We start from the raw sequence: 19,549 nt of genomic DNA on the forward strand, positions 1-19,549 counted from the left end.
ATGGCCGCCTTTTTTATTGCCCGATGTTCAGACGGGAATGTCGATGACCAGTGCGCGGGTCGCGGTTTTCGCCGTCAGTTGCAACAGCTTCTCTTCCTGCAAAAAGGCACCATCGCCACAGCCCAGCTTCTCCTGATGATCCGTGCCGGACATCGCTTCCAGCGAACCGTGAATCGACTGCAGATAGGCACGCGGCCCCTGTAACCGCAGCGCATGCTTTTCGCCTGGTGCCAGCTCGACCTGATGAATCCACACCTGCTGACGCAGTTGCAGACTGTCGTCCATGCCATCCGGCGAGGCGATCAGCTGGGACAACCGGCCATCCGTCAGGGCGATTTTCTGCATCCGCGGATTTTCGCGCTCCGGACAGGCGGCCAGCCAGAGCTGCATGCGTGTCAGCGGTCGATCTTTGCTCAGGTTCATTTCGGTGTAACTCACACCCGGCTGGGCAGAGAGCAGCAGCGCCTCCCCTTCCCGCACGCTGATGGTGTTGCCTTCGCTGTCGCGGTATTCAGCTTCACCCTGCAGCACGATGTTCAGGACATCAACCTGTGGATAGGTGCGCGGCTGAAAAGCGGCACCCGGCGCCAGCACTTCCTGGTTCAGTACGCGCAGTGACGCGTACCCCATCAGTTTGGGATCAAAATAGTGGCCAAAAGAGAAACTGTAGCGCGCCTGTAACCAGCCGAAATCGGCCTGACCACATGCGGACGCACTGCGTGTCGTTATCATTGTTTACCTCCAGCATCCGGTGACGAGGATCGGCCACGGACTATATGCTCCCATGGTAAAAGTCTGGACGCCGGATTGTTAGCCAGTTAATCTGCCGGGCATGTTCAAATTTCCTGACAGAGAACCGGGATGGCTAAAGAGCGTGCGTTAACCCTTGAATCTTTACGCGTTATGGATGCGATTGATCGGCGTGGCAGTTTTGCCGCGGCGGCGGATGAACTGGGGCGCGTTCCTTCCGCCCTCAGCTACACCATGCAAAAGCTGGAAGAGGAGCTGGATGTGGTGCTGTTTGACCGTTCCGGTCACCGTACCAAATTTACTAACGTGGGACGCATGCTGCTGGAGCGTGGCCGGGTGCTGCTGGAAGCGGCCGATAAGCTCACCACCGATGCGGAAGCGCTGGCACGTGGCTGGGAAACCCATCTGACCATCGTCACCGAAGCACTGGTACCTGTTGATGCGCTGTTTCCGCTGGTGACGCGGCTGGCCGACAAGGCCAATACGCAATTTTCGCTGGTGACGGAAGTGCTGGCGGGCGCGTGGGAACGGCTGGAACAGGGCCGGGCCGATATCGTGATCGCCCCCGATATGCACTTCCGCGCCTCCACCGAGATCAATACCCGCAAGCTCTACACCATGATGAGCGTCTATGTCGCCAGTGCTGACCACCCGATTCATAACGAGCCAGAACCCCAGTCTGAAGTGACGCGGGTGAAATACCGTGGCATTGCGGTCGCAGATACCGCGCGTGAGCGTCCGGTGCTGACCGTGCAGTTACTGGATAAGCAGCAGCGCCTGACCGTGAGCAGCATGGACGATAAGCGCCGTGCGCTGCTGGCTGGCCTGGGCGTGGCGACCATGCCCTATTCGCTGGTAGAGCAGGATATTGCGGAAGGCCGTCTGCGGGTGGTGAGTCCGGAATATACCCGCGAGGTCGATATTATTATGGCGTGGCGGCGTGACAGCATGGGCGAAGCCAAATCCTGGTGCCTGCGTGAGATCCCGCGCCTGCTGGCGAAGAAAAACTAAAGCGCCGATTCAGGGCGAGGGCCAGGAGCGGCTCAGGCAATCCATCGCCACTGCCCTGAAGCGGGTGAAATCGGTGCTGTCCCGCAGGCGGGTCATCGCCCTTTCACGCAGGAACGTCACAAACAGATCGTATATCGCCATCGCCTCTTCATATTCACTTTTGCTGATCGCCAGCAGGAAAATGACATAGGCGGTATCGTCTCCCCAGGCGATGCCGTGCGGCGCCAGCACGGTGTAAACCACGGTTTTCTTTGCCAGCAGCCCCAGCGAGTGCGGCAGCGCAATGCCTTCGCCGAGCATGGTGCTGACAATCGCTTCGCGCTCTTCAACCGACGGATAGAACGCCGCATCCACAAATCCCTCCGCCTCCAGTTGATCGCACAGCTGGCGAAACAGTTCAGACTGGGTCATCGGCCTGTCGACGATATGAAAGTGCTGGGCATCAAAAAATTTCGCCAGCATATAGGGCCGGGTACGGTCCACCAGCACCAGCTTGCCAATCTGTTCCAGCTGAAAACCGGTGGGAAACGGCGACATCACCACCACCGGCTTCTCTTTTTCGCTGAGCCGGATGGTAGAGATAACAAAATCTTCGTCAATGCGGCTGCGCGCCTCATACTCGCGCTGGGACAGGCGGGCCGTGACCTGCAACTGCGGATATTTGCGCAGCAGCATCGCCTCAATCATTCGCAGCGTAGAGTTACCGCTGTCGCAGACCAGCAGCACCTGCGGATGACGCTGATAACCGACGTCATAGTGGCGCTCCAGCCCGACACCGATATGCAATACCAGAAAGCCAATCTCATTCTCGGTGATGACGTAAGGGGTATATTTCCCCCAGCTGGTCACCGCCGCTAAGGTGACATCATAGGCCATGGGATAGTGCTGTTTGATGTTGCTGAGCAGCGGGTTGGGAATATGAATCTGATAGCGCACCCGTGTAATCATGGTTTTGATGTGGGTGAGCAGGTCAGCACGCAGCTGCTGATCGTTTTGCAGATTGAAGTTGTAATGGGTGTTGATAAAGCTAAGCAGATAATCCACCAGCGCGTCGGCGTCATCAGCATTGATGGCGCTGGGAGCAATCGCCTGAATGCGTCGCGCGGCGATATTGACCCGCAGCCAGTTCTCTTCCGCCGGTGAAATCGGTTTGCTGACCAGCGGGCGCATCAGATTAATCAGGTGATGGGCCGCTTCACGCACCTCATCACCAATCTCCTCTGCACCCGGATCGTTAAGCGGATAGCCTTCACTGATGCGCCGCACCGCCACGGCGCAGTAAAGCCGCAGATAGCGTTCACCCTCATCGCTGAGCCGAATGTTGTGCTGAGCAAAACAGCTTTGCAGCAGCGGGCGCAGCGTCTCCAGCATGCCGCTGTTCAGCGCTTCGATTGTGAGCAGCGGGCTCTCGGGCTGCGCCTGATCAATTTGCCATAACAGGTCGGTCAGGCAGGTACGAATTGCCACTTCGCTGCCAAACAGCTTCATGCCGTAGTGGGGCTTGCTCTCAATGGTGAGGTGATAGCGCCCCAGCCATTCGCGCACCTCCGCCATATCATTCTGCAGGGTCGCGCGGCTGACAAACCACTCCTCTGCCAGCTCTTCAAGTTTCAGGGAATAAGCGGCGGTAAGAAAGCGGGTCAGCAGGTAGCGAACCCGATCCGGCGAGGTGCGCGGTACCCGCAGCGGCGACGCGGTATGCTGTTGCAGATGCTGAAAGCGCTGAGCATCCTCAATCTTCAGTTGATAGCCCGCGCCGCGATTGAGGACAAACTGCGCGCCATGTTCTGCCAGCAGCGCATTCAGCGCCGTGATATCGGTACGCACGGTGCGTGTCGAGACGGCGAAACGCCGCGCCAGCTCATCCTGAGGCAGCGTTTCGTTTTGCATGGCATCGAACAGTTGCGCAAGGCGCTGATTGGGAAATCTCACAAGCGTTACCTGTTTGCAGACAGAAATAGGGAACATCAGCCTACGGAGATCGTCTCGCAACGTCCATGTTGCGCGATCTGCCTGTTGCAGGCAGATCGTGTTGATCTCTAAGCCAGCAGCGTTTTACAGATGGCCAGCAACTGCTTCACATCTTCAATGCGGGTCTCTCCGCTGGCTTTGTCGATGATCGAACTGTAGACGTGCGGGATCACTTTGCTGACGCCCGACTCCAGCGCTATGCGCACGATCTCACCGAAATTTTCCAGATCGATGCCGCCGGTTGGCTCCAGCCAGAAATCCAGTTTTGCACAGGCTTCCGCCACAGCGCGATACTCATCCACCGCCTGCAGACCGCCCATCGGGAAATATTTTACCGAGCTGCCGCCCATATCCTGCAGCATCGCGATCGCCGTTTCGACGGGAACGATCCCGTCACGCTGTTTTGAGCTGCGCGGTCCGGTGGAGATTTTCACCTGACCTGGCGTGCCGGTGGGCGAGATCAGCCCGTTCACTATCGTCTGCGACTGCCCCAGCAGCGCACGGCTGGTGGCGATGCCGGTAAAGACCTGATTCACATGCTGCGGTTGCAGCACTGCCGCGAGCTCACTCACCATCTGTGACTGGTTGGGATCGCCCGCACCCAGACCAATCGAGAGCGCATTATCGATCAGCGCGGCATACTCGCGCATATCGGCGATAGCGGCTTCATTGCTGGCGTAGTTTTTCGACAGTACGCCGACCAGCACATGCCCTTCTGCCGCCTGCCAGATAGCGCGTGCATTCTCTTTCGATCCCGCCAGTACGTTAAGGCAGAGACGATCCTGATAGAAATTGGGGGTCAGCGTCATGCGTTTTTCTCTCCGTTTAACAGTGCCTGAATGCGGGTGAAAATAGTGTGCAGTTGATCGGCGCTGACGCTGCGCACGTCCGCCTCAATGATCCCTTCGTTGGCTTTGTAGCCACGGAAGTAGATCGCCACATCGCCGTTTTTCAGCGCCTGCACCAGATCGCCGGTGCGCTGCTGGATCGCGGCTTCGTCGAACTTGATCTCAGCACGGGCGATGTCGCGTCCGGCGGCATCCCACACTACCCGGGCCGTCACGCCATTCAGACTGTTGAGCTGTTCAATGAACGGCGTCATTTTTTCCACCATCTGCGCGCCGCTGATTTTTGGCTGCGTCAGATAGTTTTCAATCGCCTGGGTCAGCCCCAGGATCCCCTCTTTGCCCACTTTCATCGCGCGGCCAATGCCGTTGGTCTGGCGTTTGACCCACTCAACGTAGTGGTGTCGGCCAATCACCAGTCCGCTGGTCGGCCCTTCAATCGCTTTTGCTCCGCTGTAGATCACCAGATCGGCACCCGCCTGGTAGTAGCATTGCAGATCCTCTTCCGCCGCCGCATCGACGATCAGCGGGACGCCATGCTGGCGCGCAACGGCTGCGGCCTGCGCCACATCGAGATGGCTCTTCTGCACACAGTGGTGCGATTTTACATAAAGGATCGCCGCGGTCTGTGGGGTGATCGCCGCCGCAAGCTGGGCGGGTGAGCACTCGTTGCTGTAACCCGCTTCCACCAGTTGCCCGCCACCCAGTGCCACCATGCTGCCGACCGGTGCGCCATAGTTCACGTTGTGCCCTTTCGGCACCACAATCTGATGCGGGACGGTCAGCGGCGCGGCATGCAGGTTATCCACCAGCCAGTCGTTGTCTTTCACAATCACCGCCGCCACGCTCTGGGCGATACCGGCCGAGGCGCAGGAGACCACCAGCGCGTTCTCCACCTTCAGCAGACCGGCGATATAAGCACCGGTCTTATCCACCAAATCTTTCATTTCGAAGTAGTGATCGAGGCCATATTTCACCGTATCGATCACCTCACTCGATGGCGTAGAGACGCCGAGGATCGTCATACGGCCAGAGGCGTTAATCACCGGCTTCAGGCCATACTTTTCATATACCGAGGTCATGCGCTATTCCTTCTTCAGTCGCGATCCACGTACCAGCAACGACGGCCGCCAGCGGGACCAGATGCTTCTCACCTGCGACCTGTTCACCTTCTGAATCGATGAATGGCCGGGTTTCCTCTTTGACGCTAAACACAGTCAGATCGGCGTCGTAGCCGACTTTCAGCTGGCCTTTGCGCTGCAGGCGCAGTCCTGCCGCCGCATTGAGCGTTACGCAGTCAATCACCTGCGGCAGCGTCATACCGACACTGAAAAATTTCGACATCACATGCGCCAGGTTGTGAACCGGTCCGGCCAGACGATTGCGGCAGTAGATGTCAGAGCTGATGGTGTCGGGCAGAATGCCCTGCGCAATCGCCGCGCGGGCGACTTCAAAGCTGAAGCTGGCACTGCCGTGGCCGACATCGAGTTTGACGCCACGCGCGATAGCCTGTTTTACGGCCGCTTTGAGTTCGCCCTGCGGCGTCAGGATACGGTTGGGTTTGCCGTTAAAGCAGTGCGTGATGATATCGCCCGTGGTGAGCAGATCCGCAATCTGGTCGAGATTGGGCGGATTATTGCCAATGTGAACCATCAGCGGCAGCCCGCCGGTTTCCTGCTGGATCGCCTTCGCTTTAATCAGCGGCTGCACACCATTCTCGCCCACCACGCTGCTGCTGATGCGCGCCTTGAGGCCGACAATAAAATCGGGCAGCCGCGCCACCGCCTGCTGCACCGCCTCGCCATCTATCTGCGTCATGTCAGCCAGCTCATTCTGGGTGACGATGCCGGTGCGGGCGATATTGATCAGCGCATAAACCTGGGTCTGTGCCGCGCGTGTCAGCCGGTAAAAGTCATCAATGTGCTCTGCGCCGGTGCTGCCCGCATCGACAACCGTGGTGACGCCATGCGCTACGCCAATCGCATCCGCTTCATCATGATAAATTGGTGATTTGGGATAGCAGTGAACGTGGGAGTCGATCCAGCCTGCGCTGAGGTAGTAACGGCCAGCCAGATCGCGCTCGTGCTGCGCGTTACCCTGCACCTTGCCTATGGCGGCGATACGGCCATCCTGCAGCGCAATGTCGACCACCTGCTCATCGCTGAGACGCGCACCGCGAATAATCAAGTCGTACATGGTTTCTCCTTAACGGCAGCCCGCTGCCGGGCTGCCGGTGAGATCAGAGAGCAATCGGAAACAGTGCCCCAAGGATCATCGCGCCGAGGATGGCGCCGCCGGTAATGGGCTTGTTCCAGAGATAGAAGAGCAGCGCGCCCAGCAGCGAACCCAGGCCAATCGGAATGGATGCCGCCATGGCTGACAGGATGATCAGCGGCCCCAGAAAGCGCCCCGAGGCATTACCCGCACCCATCATCACGTCTGCGCCGTAGGTTGAGTCGCTCTGATTGATGGTGAATTTACGCGCCAGAATAATCAGGTAGCCAATCGCCACACCAATTACCAGGCCCGTCGCCAGCGAGGCAGCGAAGTTCGCCACCGGGAAGACAATGCCCGCACCCAGCAGCAGTGCCGGAACGCCCAGCCCGACGCCGGTCTGAATCGCCCCGCCGATATCCAGAATGCCCACCAGTGAGCCTTCGATGATACGAGCGAACAGGAAGCTGGCACCAAAGGCGGCGACCGCGCCGTAGACGCCGGTCTCCATGCCTGCGCGCAGCATCGACACAAACGCCACTTCGTTGAACGCGCCGATGCCATAGAGGTAATACATGTGTGTCCCGGCAAAGACGCCAGAAGAGAGCAGGCCAACAAAGATCGGGAAAGACCAGTCGGCGTACCAGAAGCCTTTATTTTCGTTCATCGCATCGCCTCTTATTTGCCGCTGACTGAGTTGTGGATCATGTCGAGCCAGCCGGGAATGCCGAGCTGGAAGGACTGCAGCAGCTTCATGTCGAAACCACGGAAGAAGCCGCTCAGCACAAACAGCAGCACGATGGCGGTCATCATGACTTTGGTGACCCGGTTCCAGCCGCTCTCTTCCACGCCTTTACCGATCAGGATACCCAGCACCAGCCCCGGCACGGCGTTGCCCATGATCAGCTGCGCCAGACCGCCAAAAATGGTGGCCCAGAAGCCTGACTTTCTGCCCGCGTCGATCGCCGCCAGCCAGAAGATCACCGGCATGACGGTGTTCACCAGCAGGTTAGCGGCGGGCACCAGCACTTTGACCGCCGTGACCTGCAGCGCAGCCGGAACAGCCGAGGCGGTGGAGTTGAGGAAGGCGACCACGATCATGCCGATGATGCCGCAGGCGATGGCCATTTTTTTCGGATCGTGCAGCGTCTCCGCCACATTACGATTCTTCACCATCAAGGCGGCCGCACCCCAGTTTGGAATGATGCGATGATCCACATCCTGAGTGAATGAACCGGCTGCAACCGACGATGCCCAGGCATTGAAAAAGAAGCCAAGACCAAAGGAGAAGTGGGATGCCGGATCGCCCTCGCACGAGTTCAGTTCGCCCAGCGTACGGAAAGCGCCCATGCCCTGAGTGGTTGGCGCGTGGAACATGCGCGCAGCACCCGCACCGACGCCGACCCCTACCAGCCCGCCAATGATCAACGACTTAAACAAAATGATTAAAAACATGTTGTTGTACCTTGTTGTCGTTTTTACCTGCCCTATCGCACGCCGCCGCATCGCCCACGCCTGATCATCGCGATGTCGCGACAGCAGAGCATCGGGCAAACGGCTGGCTGGCGTTAACAGGCTCTGTTTTACGATGCCGCCGTGAACGCCACCTGTTCGGTGTCGAAAACGGTGACGCTGACGGTGATCTCCAGCGTGACGCTGAAGCTCCGCCGTTGGCGCGCCAGAAAGAAGAAGAGAAACTTCTCGGTTTTGACGCTCTCCTGCGCGCGCAGCACCCGGACATCCTGAGGTTCAATGCGCAGCAGAATTTTTTGCGTCGCGCGCAGAACCTGGTTCTGCACACGACTCAGGGCATCGGCAAAGGCTTTCGCTTTGGTGTCGCCTTTGCCCTCGACCGTCACCTGGGTAACGTATTGTTCTTTCATAATCAGCTGCCGTGCTTCTTGTTCCAGGCCTGCACCAGCCGCTCACCTAACTCTTCTTTATCCATAAAGCCGAAGCCCAGCACCGTGGCACCTTCATTAATGGCGGTGACGCCTTCGTCGACAGAACGCATGCCATGCTTTGCTTTGTAGCCATATTTGTTCTGAGCGGTGATAGCACCGGCGCCGCCGCTGCCGCAGAACGAGATGCCGAAATCGGCGTTTTCCGCCTTCATCACGTCACCCAGTTTCATGTCAGCGGCGACACCTGGCACCACGACGGCACGGCCACCCGCTTTTTCGATGCCCGCCGCCACTTTCTGTCCTTTACCTAAACGATCACCAATCACTACTGTTACCATCTTATGTTCCTCTCTGGTTGTTTGATCGCGCGACTTCAATATGCACTGACAGCAGCCAGGCCTCTTCGCGGGGCAGATTGCCAAACAGATCGACGACCTGCTGCGCCAGCGCTAACGTTTCCGGCGGAATATCCTCAAACAGCTCCGCTTCCACTTCCGGCAGCGGCTCACCGCTCAGCGAGCGTGACGCCATGGCACCGACATGCGATTGCAGCATCTGCTGCTGAACCGCATTGGGCTGAATACCCTGCTGCTGATAGATCGCAGCAATCTGCGTCATCACGCTGTCAGCCAGCTGTTGCACTTTCTCAGGTGCCGCTTCATACACCGGGACGCCGTTATTACTCACCTTGCTACTCCTGTTAAACCGGATAATTCGCGTTAAAAACAAATTAGCGGTCATCGCCCCGGCTGTGGAGAGGCAACATTTCCAGCAGCAAGTGGAAATTGAAGTGAAGGTTGTGCGTCAGATCGCAGGCTGCATGCTTAGTGCGACACGCGTCGCAGAATGCGTAATTTGATGGATTTAACCGTGTAAGACGGTGATGTTGTGCGGCGACAAGCCGGACGCGCGGGGGTTCAGGGTGCGGTGATAAGCAGAAGTGATGGTAAAAAACCGCCGGCCTGGCTGGCCGGCGATCTGATTAACGGAATTTCTTATGGTTGGTATTGCGGATGTCGTCGAACTTCGCTGCTTCGCGTTTCGCCCCGTCCACATTGTTGGCTTTCGCCAGCGCGCTGACCACATCGATCTGCGCGATCAGTGAGTCGATACCGGCATGGAAATCTTTCACCTGTGGGCTGTCAGCCGGCTGGCCTTCCAGCTTATCCGGCGTGCCCTGTCGCGCATCCTGCGCTGCGGCACGCATTTTGGTTAACGCCTGCTGCATCTCCTGAGCATTGTCACTTTTTTTGACGATTTTCAGGTTCGCATTCAGTGTATCCATATCCTGCTCCAGATCCGCCGCATAGAGACTGACGCTGGAGAACAACAGAGAAGCCGACAACATTGCAATCACATGCTTACGCATCATTACTTCCTTTTTATTGTGATGAAAAAAAAGCAGCCAACCGGCTGCTTCAGGAATCCATCTTTATTGTCCCGCTATCTTCATCTCAGGCAGTAACACTGAACCGCACTGGATATTGCTGCGGGTTTCAATATCGTCACCGATGGTCACCATATTGCGCCACATCTCTTTGAGATTTCCGGCGATAGTCACTTCGCTGACCGGGTACTGAATAACGCCATTCTCGACCCAGAACCCGGCCGCACCGCGTGAGTAATCACCGGTAATGGCGCTGACGCCCTGTCCCATCAGTTCGGTCACCACTAACCCGGTGCCCATCTGCTTCAGCAGGTCGTCAAAGCTGTGGCCCTGGCCCGCAATGCGCCAGTTATGAATGCCGCCAGCGTGACCGGTGCTGGTCAGGCCCAGTTTGCGGGCTGAGTAGCTGGTTAACAGCCAGGTCTGCAGCACGCCATCTTTGATGATGTCGCGCGCCTGGGTACGCACCCCTTCGCTGTCGAATGGCGTGGAGGCGAGCCCTTTCAGCAGATGCGGCTGTTCATTGATGGTGAGCCACTCCGGCAGGATCTGCTGACCCATAGAATCCAGCAGGAAGGTCGATTTACGGTAAACGTTGCCGCCGCTGATCGCGCCAACCAGATGACCAAATAAGCCGGTTGCCACTTCAGAGGCGAAAATCACCGGGGCTTTCATGGTCGGAAGTTTACGCGGTGCCAGACGGGAGAGCGTGCGGCGCGCGCACTCTGCACCAACCCACTCCGGGCTCTTCAAATCTTCAAACGCGCGCCCAATGGTGTAGGCGTAGTCGCGCTCCATGTCGCCATCCTGCTCGGCAATCACGCTGCTGGAGAGCGAGTGACGGCTTGAGCAGTAGCTCTGTAACATACCGTGGCTGTTGCCAAAGACTTTGATGCCGACGTGGCTGTTGAAGCTGCCACCTTCAGTGTTAGTAATACGCTTGTCGGCGCGCAGTGATGCCTGTTCCGCCTGCGCAGCCAGTTCAATGGCGCGGTCAGCATCAATCTCCCACGGATGGTAGAGATCCAGGTCTGGCGCATCATAGGCCAGCAGCTCTGCGTCGGCCGGACCGGCGAAGGGATCGGGCGAGGTATAGCGCGCAATATCAATCGCCGCCTGCACGGTGCGTTTGATCGCGTCCGGGCTGAGGTCGGTCGATGAGGCGCTGCCTTTACGATTCTGATGATAGACGGTGATGCCCAGCGCACCGTCGCTGTTGAATTCGACGTTTTCCACTTCGCCATAGCGGGTGCTGACCCCGATGCCGGTGGTTTTACTGACTGCCACTTCCGCGCTGTCAGTGCTTGCTTTAGCCAGTTCAAGTGCCTGCGCAATGGCCTGCTCCAGTACTTTTCGCTGTTCTGCAACCTGAGTAGATACGTTCATCGACCTGCCGTCTAATCTTATGTGTGAATGATTTGAGTCTATCAGAGTCAGAGAACAATTTCGCAGTCACCCGATAAACTGGTAGGATTAGCCTCTTTTTTTTGGGAGCCCGGAAATGACCAAACAGCCCGATGAGTGGCTCGACGATGTGCCAGATAATGACGAAGAAGAAGATGAAGAGATTATCTGGGTCAGTAAGAGTGAAATTAAACGCGATGCAGAAGAGTTAAAGCGCCTGGGTGCCGAACTGGTTGATCTGGGTAAAAACTCGCTGGATAAAATCCCGCTGGATGAGCGCCTGCGTACTGAAGTTGAACTGGCACAGCGCATCAAGAAAGAGGGTCGCCGCCGTCAGCTGCAGCTGATCGGTAAACTGCTGCGCAGTATTGATGTGGAGCCGATCCGCGTTGCGCTGGATAAGCTCAATAATCGGCATAACCAGCAGGTTGCGCTGTTCCATAAACTGGAAATGCTGCGCGATCGTCTGATTGAACAGGGTGATGAAGCGATGGGCGACGTGATTGCGCTTTATCCCGATGCCGATCGTCAGCAGTTACGCAGCATGATCCGTAACGCGCAGAAAGAGAAAGCGGGCAGCAAGCCGCCGAAGTCTGCCCGTCAGATTTTCCAGTATCTGCGCGAACTGGCCGAAGCGAAGTAACGCCATGGCGGGCAGCCTCGCCCGCCTCCCGGCAGCGCATTTATCGATAGATATAGAGAATACCGGTGCGCAGCCGCAGCTGGCGTTCGCTCGATGTCGCAGAACGACCGATATCGCCAAAGGTGACGTAAGGCACCCAGACGCGATCGTTGCCAAGCGCATAATCGAACTGTAACTCCTGTTCGTAATCATCATGTTTATTGGCAAAGAGTTTCGCATCCGCGTGTTTATACACCAGCTTATAGGTGGTGGTCAGCCGATCGCTTTTATTTCGCAGATAGAGATCAAAACGGTTGGCAGTGCGATGCCGGTCAGTATCGCAATAATCAATACCTCCGGTACGGCATTGATCGTCATGCGCATAATCGGTCAGCTCAAGACGATAAAGGCCACCGAGAGACCAGCGATCATTAAATTTATACCAGGGTGCCACACCAAATTTCCATTCAGTGCGCGAGGAGTTAAATTCTGGCTGAATAAAAGGCGACACTATCCAGTTCCCCCAGTAATACGACTTAAGAAAGGTCACCTCCACTACGTTTAACACGGTGTCGTTATAATATTTGTCTTTTGGATCGGCGCCGCCGGTTTTGAATTTGGTTTCGACCCCGAGAAACATATTGTCCGGCAGCGTGGTGCTCAGACCCAGCTTGTCGTAGTGCGTGCGGTCGCGAAGGCGGTACTCATGCCGGTAATCAACGGTGGCCGTGGCCAGCGCCGCAGCAGAACTGCATAACAACGCGGCGCCCAGCAAAAACGACAATGAATTATTATTTCCCATATGAACATCCTTATTAGTGGTAATCAGAGCAATGAATTATCCGAACTCATTCGTTTAACCCAGAGTTAACTTATATTTAAAAACCTCATCAATATAAGATCGCGCATAAAGAGAACCTGTTATTTATTCCTTTAACTTTAACGCGTTAATTATTATTCCTCAGTTACTACAGGGATGATGCTAGAAATAACCGGCGAGAGCGGCCTTTCTGTTTCAGACACTAATAAGAAAAATATGGCAACGGCAGGAAGAGTGAGCAGATCGAATTCAAAAATATGCGGGATTTATTGAGGGAATAATATTTCCGGGGATAATGCTTTTAAAAAAGCGCCCGAAACGGGCGCCTGTGACATTATGCCAGCCTGTCCAGCAGCTTCTGGTGGATGCCACCAAACCCGCCGTTGCTCATGACCAGAATCGTGTCGCCTGGCTGAGCGGCTTTGGCCACCATTTCCACCAGGGTATCGATATCCGCGCTCCAGTGTGCAGGCGGAATGCACGCTTCTGCGACATCAGATACCTGCCACGGAATATGGTGCGGCTGGAACAGAAAGACCTCATCAGCACGCGCCAGCGACGGTGCCAGATCGTTCTTGCTGACGCCCATCTTCATGGTATTAGAGCGTGGCTCCAGCACAGCCAGGATACGCGCTCTGCCGCCAACTTTGCTACGTAGGGCAGCCAGCGTCGCCAGAATCGCGGTCGGATGGTGGGCGAAGTCATCATAGACTTTGATGCTGTTCACTTCGCCGCGCAGCTCCAGCCGTCGACGCGCATTGATAAAGCTGTTCAGCGCCTGGCCTGCATCTTCCGGCTTCACACCCACATGGCGCGCGGCAGCGATCGCCATCAGCCCGTTGTGCATATTGTGTTCACCCACCAGCGCCCAGTTCACTTCCCCGACTTTTTCGCCGTCGAGCCAGATTTCCCAGTGAGACGCATCGTTGGTGAGCTTCTTCGCCTGCCAGCGCCCGTGCTCGCCGACGTTCTCCTGTTCGCTCCAGCAGCCCATCGCCATCACCTGTTTGAGGTTAGGATCATGTTCCGGCAGCAGGATCTTGCCCTGGCCCGGTACGATCCGCACCAGATGGTGGAACTGCTTCTGGATCGCGCGCAGATCGTCAAAGATATCGGCGTGATCAAACTCAAGATTATTGAGGATCAGCGTACGTGGGCAGTAATGGACAAACTTGGAACGCTTATCGAAAAACGCGCAGTCGTACTCATCCGCCTCAATCACGAAGAATGGACTTTTTCCTAATTTTGCCGAGACATCGAAGTTTCCGGGCACACCACCAATAATAAAGCCTGGCTCAAGGCCGCAGGCCTCAAGAATCCACGCTGCCATGCCGGCTGTGGTGGTTTTGCCGTGGGTTCCCGCGACCGCCAGCACCCAGCGATCGCGCAGCACGAAATCGTGCAGCCACTGCGGGCCAGAGAGGTAAGGAATGTTGCGTTCCAGCACCGCTTCCACGCAAGGATTACCCCGCGTCATCGCGTTGCCGATTATCACCAGGTCAGGCACCGGGTCAAGCTGACTGGCGTCGTAACCTTCTGTTAATTCAATACCTTGCTGTTCAAGCAGAGTACTCATAGGTGGGTAAACGTTGGCGTCTGACCCGGTCACCTGATGACCAAGTGAACGGGCCAGCATCGCCAGACCGCCCATAAAAGTGCCACAAATCCCGAGGATGTGAATGCGCATTACGTGATCCATTACTCAAAAGTTCGGCGCACAGTGTAACGCCGCTCGCAGATGGAAGAAACGGATTAGGACTATGGTTTTTGAAGTTCAATCGGCTAAACTGCGTACGCATCCGTTGGCAGACTGTTACGCGTGCTGCCACTCCATCGAAGATTCAGGGAATGTGTTATGAAAACGTTGGGCGAATTTATCGTCGAGAAGCAGCATGACTTTCCGCACGCTACAGGTGAACTGACAGCGCTGATTTCCGCTATTAAGCTGGGTGCCAAAATCATCCACCGCGATATCAACAAAGCCGGTTTAGTGGATATTCTGGGTGCCAGCGGCGTCGAGAATATTCAGGGTGAGCAGCAGATGAAACTTGATCTGTTTGCCAACGAGAAACTGAAGGCAGCACTGAAAGCACGCGGCATCGTCGCCGGTATCGCTTCTGAGGAAGAAGACGAGTTTGTGATCTTTGAAGGTGAAGAAAACGGTAAGTACGTGGTGTTAATGGATCCACTGGATGGTTCTTCTAACATCGACGTTAACGTTTCCGTCGGCACCATTTTCTCTATCTACCGCCGCGTCAGCGAGCCGGGTACGCCGGTTGTTGAAGCGGACTTCATGCAGCCAGGCAACAAGCAGGTCGCTGCCGGTTACGTGGTTTACGGCTCCTCCACCATGATGGTTTATACCACCGGTGCAGGCGTGCATGCGTTTACTTACGATCCGTCTCTGGGTGTGTTCTGCCTCAGTCACGAACGTATGACCTATCCACCAACGGGTTACACCTACTCCATTAACGAAGGTAACTACATTCGTTTCCCGCAGGGTGTGAAGAAATATCTGAAGTTCTGTCAGGAAGAGGATCTGCCAACGCACCGTCCTTATACCTCACGTTACATCGGATCGCTGGTCGCGGATTTCCATCGTAATCTGCTGAAAGGCGGCATCTACCTCTACCCAAGCACTGCCAGCCATCCTCAGGGTAAGCTGCGCCTGCTGTATGAGTGCAACCCGATGGCGTTCCTGGCAGAGCAGGCGGGCGGTAAAGCCAGCGACGGTCAGAAGCGTATTCTGGATATTCCACCGGTCACGCTGCACCAGCGCTGCCCGTTCTACTGCGGTAACGAGGCGATGGTGAACGACGTTGAGCGTTTCCTGGCCGAGTTCCCGGATTGCCGTCAGGGTTAATCCGGCAGTGGTATAAAAAGTCATATAAAAAGCAAGGGCGCGATTTTCGCGCCCTTGCTGTTTTTACGCCGTCTGCAACCTGAACTGCGCCATGGTTGCCTGAAGCTGATCGGACTGCGCTTCCAGCGACTGGGTCGCGGCGGTTGCCTGCTCCACCAGCGCCGCGTTCTGCTGCGCCGCCGCATCCATCTGTGTGACCGCCAGATTAACCTGCTCAATGCCACGGCTCTGTTCGTCAGAGGCCATCGAGATCTCTTTCATCAGTGCCGTTACGCGCATGACCTCACCAGAAATCTCATCCATGGTTTCCCCGGCCCGCGTCGCCATCTCGCTGCCCTCTTTCACCCTCGACTGTGAATCACTAATCAGCGTACGGATCTCTTTGGCCGCGTTAGCGCTGCGCTGTGCCAGCGTGCGCACTTCGTTTGCCACCACCGCAAAGCCACGGCCCTGCTCGCCTGCGCGCGCCGCTTCAACGGCGGCGTTGAGTGCCAGGATATTGGTCTGGAAGGCGATACCATCAATCACGCCAAGAATGTCGCCGATACGATTGGCACTGTCGGTAATCTCATGCATTTTTTCCATCACATAGCAGACCACCTCCGCGCCGCGATCGGCAGTATCAGAGACCGCGTTAGCCAGCTGGTGCGCCTGCTGGGCATTGCTGGCGTTAAGCCGCACGGTTGCCGTGAGCTGCTCCATGCTGGCGGCAGTCTGCTCCAGCGAGGCGGCGGACTCTTCGGTACGCTGCGACAGATTGACGTTGCCCGCGGCCAGTTCACGGCTGCCGATGTCGATCTGCATACTCGCTTCGCGCACCTGACTCACCGAGGTACGCAACGACTGCTGCATCCCGGCGAGCGCATGATTAAGCCGCCCCAGCTCATTGTTGCCCGACGGTGGCAGCGCCTGCGAGAGGTCGCCCGCCGCGACCTGCTCAAGATGGAGAATGGCCAGGTTCAGCGGCTGCAGCAGCATCCTACGCAGCAGTTGCCAGGCGAGCACCAGCAGCAGCAGTGTTAATACCACCGCCACGGCGATCAGGATTTTCATTTTGGTTTCGTTGTAGGCCGCCTGCGCCAGCTGGGCCTGCGTGATCTGATCGGCCAGCTGACTGAAGTCCGTGACGGCCTTGTTATAGCTGGCCGCCAGCGTCGCCAGGTTGCCTTCCAGCAATTGGTAATACTCGTCGGTATATTGCTTATCCAGGGCGTTCATCATTGGTTTGATGCCCTGATCGAGATAGGCTTTGTAACTGGCCGAAACCGCATCGGCCAGCTTTTTGCCGTGCGCCGTCACCGTTCCGGCGTCTACAAAGCGCTTCAGGCTTTGCTGTGATGAGACCACATCCGCCTGCGACAGTTTTGTTACTGCCGCCCCCTCTTCCAGTAAACCAATTTCAATTTTACGCACCGCCAGCGCGGCGTTAGCGCGGGCCCGCATCAGATCGGCATTGCTCTGGTAAAGACTGTTCAGCTCGATCCCCTGAATGCGGTTGATCACATCCAGCGAGCGATTCCCTTTGTTAATTGCCACGATACCCATAAAACTCACCGCCAACAGCAGCAGTGTCATAAATGCCAGCAATGCCAGCAACCCCGTGCGAAGTGATAACTGTTTCATCCAGATAGTTTCCGTGTATGTGAAAAGGCAAATTTTCCAGCGGCCCTAAAACGGATGAAGTATCGGCAGTAACGGCGCGAAACTTTAACCCTGATTAGTGTTAACAACTTGATCATCACGGGAACATCCATCAAGCTAATCGCCGCTTATCCGTTATCCGGAGAAAAGAATGAAACCAGGATTACTTCTGATGCTGCTGTGCCTCAGCACAGCGGTGCTGGCAGAGGATCTGCCGACAGACGCCTCGCCCGATCGCTGCCTCAATGACGCCTCGACTACCCTTGCCATGAACCAGTGCTACGCTGCGGCCAATCGGGCCTGGGATCAGGAGATGAATAAGCAGTACAACAAACTGATGAAAACCCTCTCCGGCGAACCTAAAAACAAACTGCGTGCCGCGCAACGCGCCTGGATGAGCTACCGCGACAGCTGGCTTGAGGCGAGCCGCAGCCAGCTCAGTTCACAAGGCACGCTGGGCAGCGTGGCGCTGAGCGCTCAGAGCCTGAGCCTGGTGCGCAATCAGGCACTGATGTTGCAGTCACTTGGTAAAGGCAGCTGTGCTAACCCCGATGACTGCTGATCGATAACCGGCTTTAGCGCTGGCTGAAGTCAGCGCGCTCATTAACCTTCAGGGAGAAACCATGGCTGCTTACGCCTCGACCATCATTCTGATTTGCCTTGCCGTGCTGAGTTATTTCGTTCACAACAACGCGGTCACAATTTCAATTCTGGTGCTGCTGGCGATTAAAATTACCCCGCTGGCTCAGTTCTTCCCCTACGTAGAAAAACAGGGCATTACCTTAGGCATCATTATTCTTACCGTGGCGGTGATGGCCCCGCTGGCAAGCGGCTCACTGCCCGCCTCTGCGCTGATCAAGTCGTTTGCTAACTGGAAGTCGATTGTGGCGATTCTGGTGGGGATCTTTGTCGCCTGGCTGGGCGGCCGTGGCGTGAACTTTATGAGCGTCCAGCCTTCGGTGATTGGTGGTCTGCTGATTGGTACAGTGATTGGCGTGGCGTTCTTCCGAGGGGTGCCGGTAGGACCACTGATTGCCGCAGGCATTGTTTCGCTGTTTGTGGCGGCTAAGTAGCGTTTGGGCGCATTCCGAAACGCCAAAAAGGGGGCATACTTTCAGAGTCAGTTGGCTATAATAGCCGACACTCAACATACGACTACTGAAGGAATGCCAGATGAGTTTGAACCAGGTGCCAGCAGGTAAAGACCTGCCAGAAGATATCTACGTTGTCATTGAGATCCCAGCGAATGCTGATCCGATCAAATATGAAGTTGATAAAGAGTCTGGTGCCCTGTTTGTAGACCGTTTCATGTCTACCGCCATGTTCTATCCGTGCAACTACGGCTACATCAACCATACCCTTTCTCTGGATGGTGATCCGGTTGACGTACTGGTTCCGACCCCGTATCCACTGGTTCCAGGCTCAGTGATCCGCTGCCGTCCGGTTGGCGTGCTGAAAATGACCGACGAGTCTGGCGAAGATGCCAAACTGGTTGCCGTTCCGCACACCAAACTCTCTAAAGAGTACGATCACATCAAAGATGTGAACGACCTGCCAGAACTGCTGCGTGCACAGATCACCCACTTCTTTGAGCACTACAAAGATCTGGAAAAAGGCAAATGGGTGAAAGTGGATGGCTGGGATAATGCCGAAGCCGCTAAAGCTGAAATCATCTCCTCTTACGAGCGCGCACAGAAGAAGTAATTCTGCTGCCGGTTTGTGAGTCGAAAAAAAAACACCGTCCGGATGGACGGTGTTTTTGTTCAGGCCTCTGGCTCCTCATCGCGCTTCAGCCAGTCACCACTCATGATGCGCTGGCGTCCTGCCACTGAGCGTTGATAGACATAAAGCCATGCACTGCCAAACGGCGTCTGAGTCAGATAACGTTTGTACTCTCCCCCTTTGGTGCGAAGCGCATCCAGCTCCGCAAGGGTTGAGGCATCAATGCGGTACACCTCACAATGTACCGCTCCATTGCCCTCAATCACGCCGGGATAATGGCCCAGACTGTAAAGCTCAAAGCCTTCAATCTGGTGATCACCCAGCCACTGCGCATTCGTCATCCAGTGACTGTTTCCCTGTTTGCGCCGTAAACTGCCGTAGACAATTATTCGCAT

The 19,549-nt window shown here is 56.3% G+C and carries 22 protein-coding genes; 6 read left to right on the top strand and 16 right to left on the bottom strand.

The annotated features are described in order from the left end of the window. Positions 1-27: 27 nt before the first annotated feature. Positions 28-732: a pirin family protein gene (locus tag LC417_RS15435; RefSeq protein WP_033758884.1), complete on the bottom strand. Its 705-nt coding sequence runs from the start codon at positions 730-732 to the stop codon at positions 28-30. 129 nt (positions 733-861) lie between these two features. Between LC417_RS15435 and LC417_RS15440 the strand changes: the two genes are divergently transcribed. After that, positions 862-1,761: a LysR family transcriptional regulator gene (locus LC417_RS15440; RefSeq protein ID WP_010256496.1), complete on the top strand. Its 900-nt coding sequence runs from the start codon at positions 862-864 to the stop codon at positions 1,759-1,761. Between the two features lie 9 nt (positions 1,762-1,770). On the opposite strand, the gene LC417_RS15445 is transcribed toward LC417_RS15440, so the two are convergent. The 11 genes from LC417_RS15445 to pmbA all read right to left on the bottom strand — a co-directional run bounded on the left by LC417_RS15445 (position 1,771) and on the right by pmbA (position 11,468). Continuing rightward, positions 1,771-3,693, bottom strand: coding sequence for a transcription antiterminator (locus tag LC417_RS15445; protein WP_031594357.1), 1,923 nt, complete (start codon positions 3,691-3,693; stop codon positions 1,771-1,773). 107 nt (positions 3,694-3,800) lie between these two features. Continuing rightward, complete coding sequence (locus LC417_RS15450) at positions 3,801-4,541, bottom strand: KDGP aldolase family protein (protein ID WP_223566115.1); 741 nt, start codon at positions 4,539-4,541, stop codon at positions 3,801-3,803. Beyond that, complete coding sequence (locus LC417_RS15455) at positions 4,538-5,659, bottom strand: DgaE family pyridoxal phosphate-dependent ammonia lyase (protein ID WP_033769812.1); 1,122 nt, start codon at positions 5,657-5,659, stop codon at positions 4,538-4,540. The genes LC417_RS15450 and LC417_RS15455 overlap by 4 nt, the downstream gene beginning before the upstream one ends. Then, the gene (locus tag LC417_RS15460) at positions 5,643-6,773 is read right to left on the bottom strand and encodes an amidohydrolase/deacetylase family metallohydrolase (protein ID WP_050679845.1); all 1,131 of its coding nucleotides are present in this window, start codon (positions 6,771-6,773) and stop codon (positions 5,643-5,645) included. Before LC417_RS15460 ends, LC417_RS15455 begins: the two co-directional genes overlap by 17 nt. 43 nt (positions 6,774-6,816) lie before the next feature. Next, positions 6,817-7,458, bottom strand: coding sequence for a DUF4310 family protein (locus LC417_RS15465; RefSeq protein WP_010256482.1), 642 nt, complete (start codon positions 7,456-7,458; stop codon positions 6,817-6,819). 11 nt (positions 7,459-7,469) lie between these two features. After that, positions 7,470-8,246: a DUF4311 domain-containing protein gene (locus LC417_RS15470; RefSeq protein WP_010256480.1), complete on the bottom strand. Its 777-nt coding sequence runs from the start codon at positions 8,244-8,246 to the stop codon at positions 7,470-7,472. Positions 8,247-8,374: 128 nt separating this feature from the next. Next, a complete protein-coding gene (locus tag LC417_RS15475; RefSeq protein ID WP_010256479.1) occupies positions 8,375-8,674 on the bottom strand; it encodes a DUF4312 family protein in 300 nt (99 codons plus the stop codon). Positions 8,675-8,676: 2 nt separating this feature from the next. After that, on the bottom strand, positions 8,677-9,033 hold the full coding sequence (locus LC417_RS15480) for an SFCGS family glycine-rich protein (protein ID WP_010256477.1): 357 nt from the start codon (positions 9,031-9,033) through the stop codon (positions 8,677-8,679). A 1-nt stretch (position 9,034) separates the two neighbouring features. Next, a complete protein-coding gene (locus LC417_RS15485; protein WP_022623928.1) occupies positions 9,035-9,382 on the bottom strand; it encodes a glycine dehydrogenase in 348 nt (115 codons plus the stop codon). Between the two features lie 295 nt (positions 9,383-9,677). Then, positions 9,678-10,064: a cytochrome b562 gene (gene cybC / locus LC417_RS15490; RefSeq protein ID WP_010256473.1), complete on the bottom strand. Its 387-nt coding sequence runs from the start codon at positions 10,062-10,064 to the stop codon at positions 9,678-9,680. A gap of 63 nt (positions 10,065-10,127) precedes the next feature. Beyond that, on the bottom strand, positions 10,128-11,468 hold the full coding sequence (gene pmbA / locus LC417_RS15495; RefSeq protein WP_223566116.1) for a metalloprotease PmbA: 1,341 nt from the start codon (positions 11,466-11,468) through the stop codon (positions 10,128-10,130). Positions 11,469-11,583: 115 nt separating this feature from the next. Between pmbA and yjgA the strand changes: the two genes are divergently transcribed. Further along, positions 11,584-12,129 (top strand): ribosome biogenesis factor YjgA, encoded by a 546-nt coding sequence (gene yjgA, locus LC417_RS15500; RefSeq protein ID WP_010256467.1) that lies wholly within the window; start codon positions 11,584-11,586, stop codon positions 12,127-12,129. A gap of 40 nt (positions 12,130-12,169) precedes the next feature. On the opposite strand, the gene LC417_RS15505 is transcribed toward yjgA, so the two are convergent. Together LC417_RS15505 and mpl are read right to left on the bottom strand one after the other, a co-directional pair. Further along, positions 12,170-12,910, bottom strand: a complete 741-nt coding sequence (locus tag LC417_RS15505) for an oligogalacturonate-specific porin KdgM family protein (RefSeq protein WP_223566117.1) — start codon at positions 12,908-12,910, stop codon at positions 12,170-12,172. A 352-nt stretch (positions 12,911-13,262) separates the two neighbouring features. Beyond that, positions 13,263-14,615 (bottom strand): UDP-N-acetylmuramate:L-alanyl-gamma-D-glutamyl-meso-diaminopimelate ligase, encoded by a 1,353-nt coding sequence (gene mpl, locus LC417_RS15510; protein ID WP_010256463.1) that lies wholly within the window; start codon positions 14,613-14,615, stop codon positions 13,263-13,265. Positions 14,616-14,783: 168 nt separating this feature from the next. On the opposite strand from mpl, the gene fbp reads away from it, so the two are divergent. Beyond that, positions 14,784-15,791: a class 1 fructose-bisphosphatase gene (fbp, locus tag LC417_RS15515; protein ID WP_010256459.1), complete on the top strand. Its 1,008-nt coding sequence runs from the start codon at positions 14,784-14,786 to the stop codon at positions 15,789-15,791. 63 nt (positions 15,792-15,854) lie between these two features. On the opposite strand, the gene LC417_RS15520 is transcribed toward fbp, so the two are convergent. Further along, on the bottom strand, positions 15,855-17,414 hold the full coding sequence (locus tag LC417_RS15520; RefSeq protein ID WP_010256457.1) for a methyl-accepting chemotaxis protein: 1,560 nt from the start codon (positions 17,412-17,414) through the stop codon (positions 15,855-15,857). Positions 17,415-17,583: 169 nt separating this feature from the next. On the opposite strand from LC417_RS15520, the gene LC417_RS15525 reads away from it, so the two are divergent. The 3 genes from LC417_RS15525 (at position 17,584) to ppa (ending at position 19,136) form a co-directional block, all read left to right on the top strand. After that, positions 17,584-17,994 (top strand): lysozyme inhibitor LprI family protein, encoded by a 411-nt coding sequence (locus tag LC417_RS15525; protein ID WP_182505014.1) that lies wholly within the window; start codon positions 17,584-17,586, stop codon positions 17,992-17,994. 61 nt (positions 17,995-18,055) lie between these two features. After that, positions 18,056-18,505 carry a DUF441 domain-containing protein gene (locus LC417_RS15530; protein WP_003855520.1) on the top strand — a complete coding sequence of 150 codons (450 nt, stop codon included), beginning with the start codon at positions 18,056-18,058 and terminating at the stop codon, positions 18,503-18,505. Between the two features lie 100 nt (positions 18,506-18,605). Next, positions 18,606-19,136, top strand: coding sequence for an inorganic diphosphatase (gene ppa / locus LC417_RS15535; protein ID WP_003855519.1), 531 nt, complete (start codon positions 18,606-18,608; stop codon positions 19,134-19,136). Between the two features lie 59 nt (positions 19,137-19,195). Here the strand turns inward: ppa and LC417_RS15540 are convergent, their stop codons facing one another. Beyond that, complete coding sequence (locus LC417_RS15540; protein WP_010256451.1) at positions 19,196-19,549, bottom strand: gamma-glutamylcyclotransferase; 354 nt, start codon at positions 19,547-19,549, stop codon at positions 19,196-19,198.

The organism is Pantoea sp. OVA07A (assembly GCF_019969975.1).
Lineage (GTDB): Bacteria > Pseudomonadota > Gammaproteobacteria > Enterobacterales > Enterobacteriaceae > Pantoea > Pantoea agglomerans.

Bases quoted from the DNA above. Each gene is read 5' to 3' on its own strand.
- LC417_RS15435 (WP_033758884.1), bottom strand. From the start codon at position 732: ATGATAACGACACGCAGTGCGTCCGCATGTGGTCAGGCCGATTTCGGC.
- LC417_RS15440 (WP_010256496.1), top strand. From the start codon at position 862: ATGGCTAAAGAGCGTGCGTTAACCCTTGAATCTTTACGCGTTATGGAT.
- LC417_RS15450 (WP_223566115.1), bottom strand. From the start codon at position 4,541: ATGACGCTGACCCCCAATTTCTATCAGGATCGTCTCTGCCTTAACGTA.
- LC417_RS15455 (WP_033769812.1), bottom strand. From the start codon at position 5,659: ATGACCTCGGTATATGAAAAGTATGGCCTGAAGCCGGTGATTAACGCC.
- LC417_RS15460 (WP_050679845.1), bottom strand. From the start codon at position 6,773: ATGTACGACTTGATTATTCGCGGTGCGCGTCTCAGCGATGAGCAGGTG.
- LC417_RS15465 (WP_010256482.1), bottom strand. From the start codon at position 7,458: ATGAACGAAAATAAAGGCTTCTGGTACGCCGACTGGTCTTTCCCGATC.
- LC417_RS15470 (WP_010256480.1), bottom strand. From the start codon at position 8,246: ATGTTTTTAATCATTTTGTTTAAGTCGTTGATCATTGGCGGGCTGGTA.
- LC417_RS15475 (WP_010256479.1), bottom strand. From the start codon at position 8,674: ATGAAAGAACAATACGTTACCCAGGTGACGGTCGAGGGCAAAGGCGAC.
- LC417_RS15480 (WP_010256477.1), bottom strand. From the start codon at position 9,033: ATGGTAACAGTAGTGATTGGTGATCGTTTAGGTAAAGGACAGAAAGTG.
- cybC (WP_010256473.1), bottom strand. From the start codon at position 10,064: ATGCGTAAGCATGTGATTGCAATGTTGTCGGCTTCTCTGTTGTTCTCC.
- pmbA (WP_223566116.1), bottom strand. From the start codon at position 11,468: ATGAACGTATCTACTCAGGTTGCAGAACAGCGAAAAGTACTGGAGCAG.
- yjgA (WP_010256467.1), top strand. From the start codon at position 11,584: ATGACCAAACAGCCCGATGAGTGGCTCGACGATGTGCCAGATAATGAC.
- LC417_RS15505 (WP_223566117.1), bottom strand. From the start codon at position 12,910: ATGGGAAATAATAATTCATTGTCGTTTTTGCTGGGCGCCGCGTTGTTA.
- mpl (WP_010256463.1), bottom strand. From the start codon at position 14,615: ATGCGCATTCACATCCTCGGGATTTGTGGCACTTTTATGGGCGGTCTG.
- fbp (WP_010256459.1), top strand. From the start codon at position 14,784: ATGAAAACGTTGGGCGAATTTATCGTCGAGAAGCAGCATGACTTTCCG.
- LC417_RS15520 (WP_010256457.1), bottom strand. From the start codon at position 17,414: ATGAAACAGTTATCACTTCGCACGGGGTTGCTGGCATTGCTGGCATTT.
- LC417_RS15525 (WP_182505014.1), top strand. From the start codon at position 17,584: ATGAAACCAGGATTACTTCTGATGCTGCTGTGCCTCAGCACAGCGGTG.
- LC417_RS15530 (WP_003855520.1), top strand. From the start codon at position 18,056: ATGGCTGCTTACGCCTCGACCATCATTCTGATTTGCCTTGCCGTGCTG.
- ppa (WP_003855519.1), top strand. From the start codon at position 18,606: ATGAGTTTGAACCAGGTGCCAGCAGGTAAAGACCTGCCAGAAGATATC.
- LC417_RS15540 (WP_010256451.1), bottom strand. From the start codon at position 19,549: ATGCGAATAATTGTCTACGGCAGTTTACGGCGCAAACAGGGAAACAGT.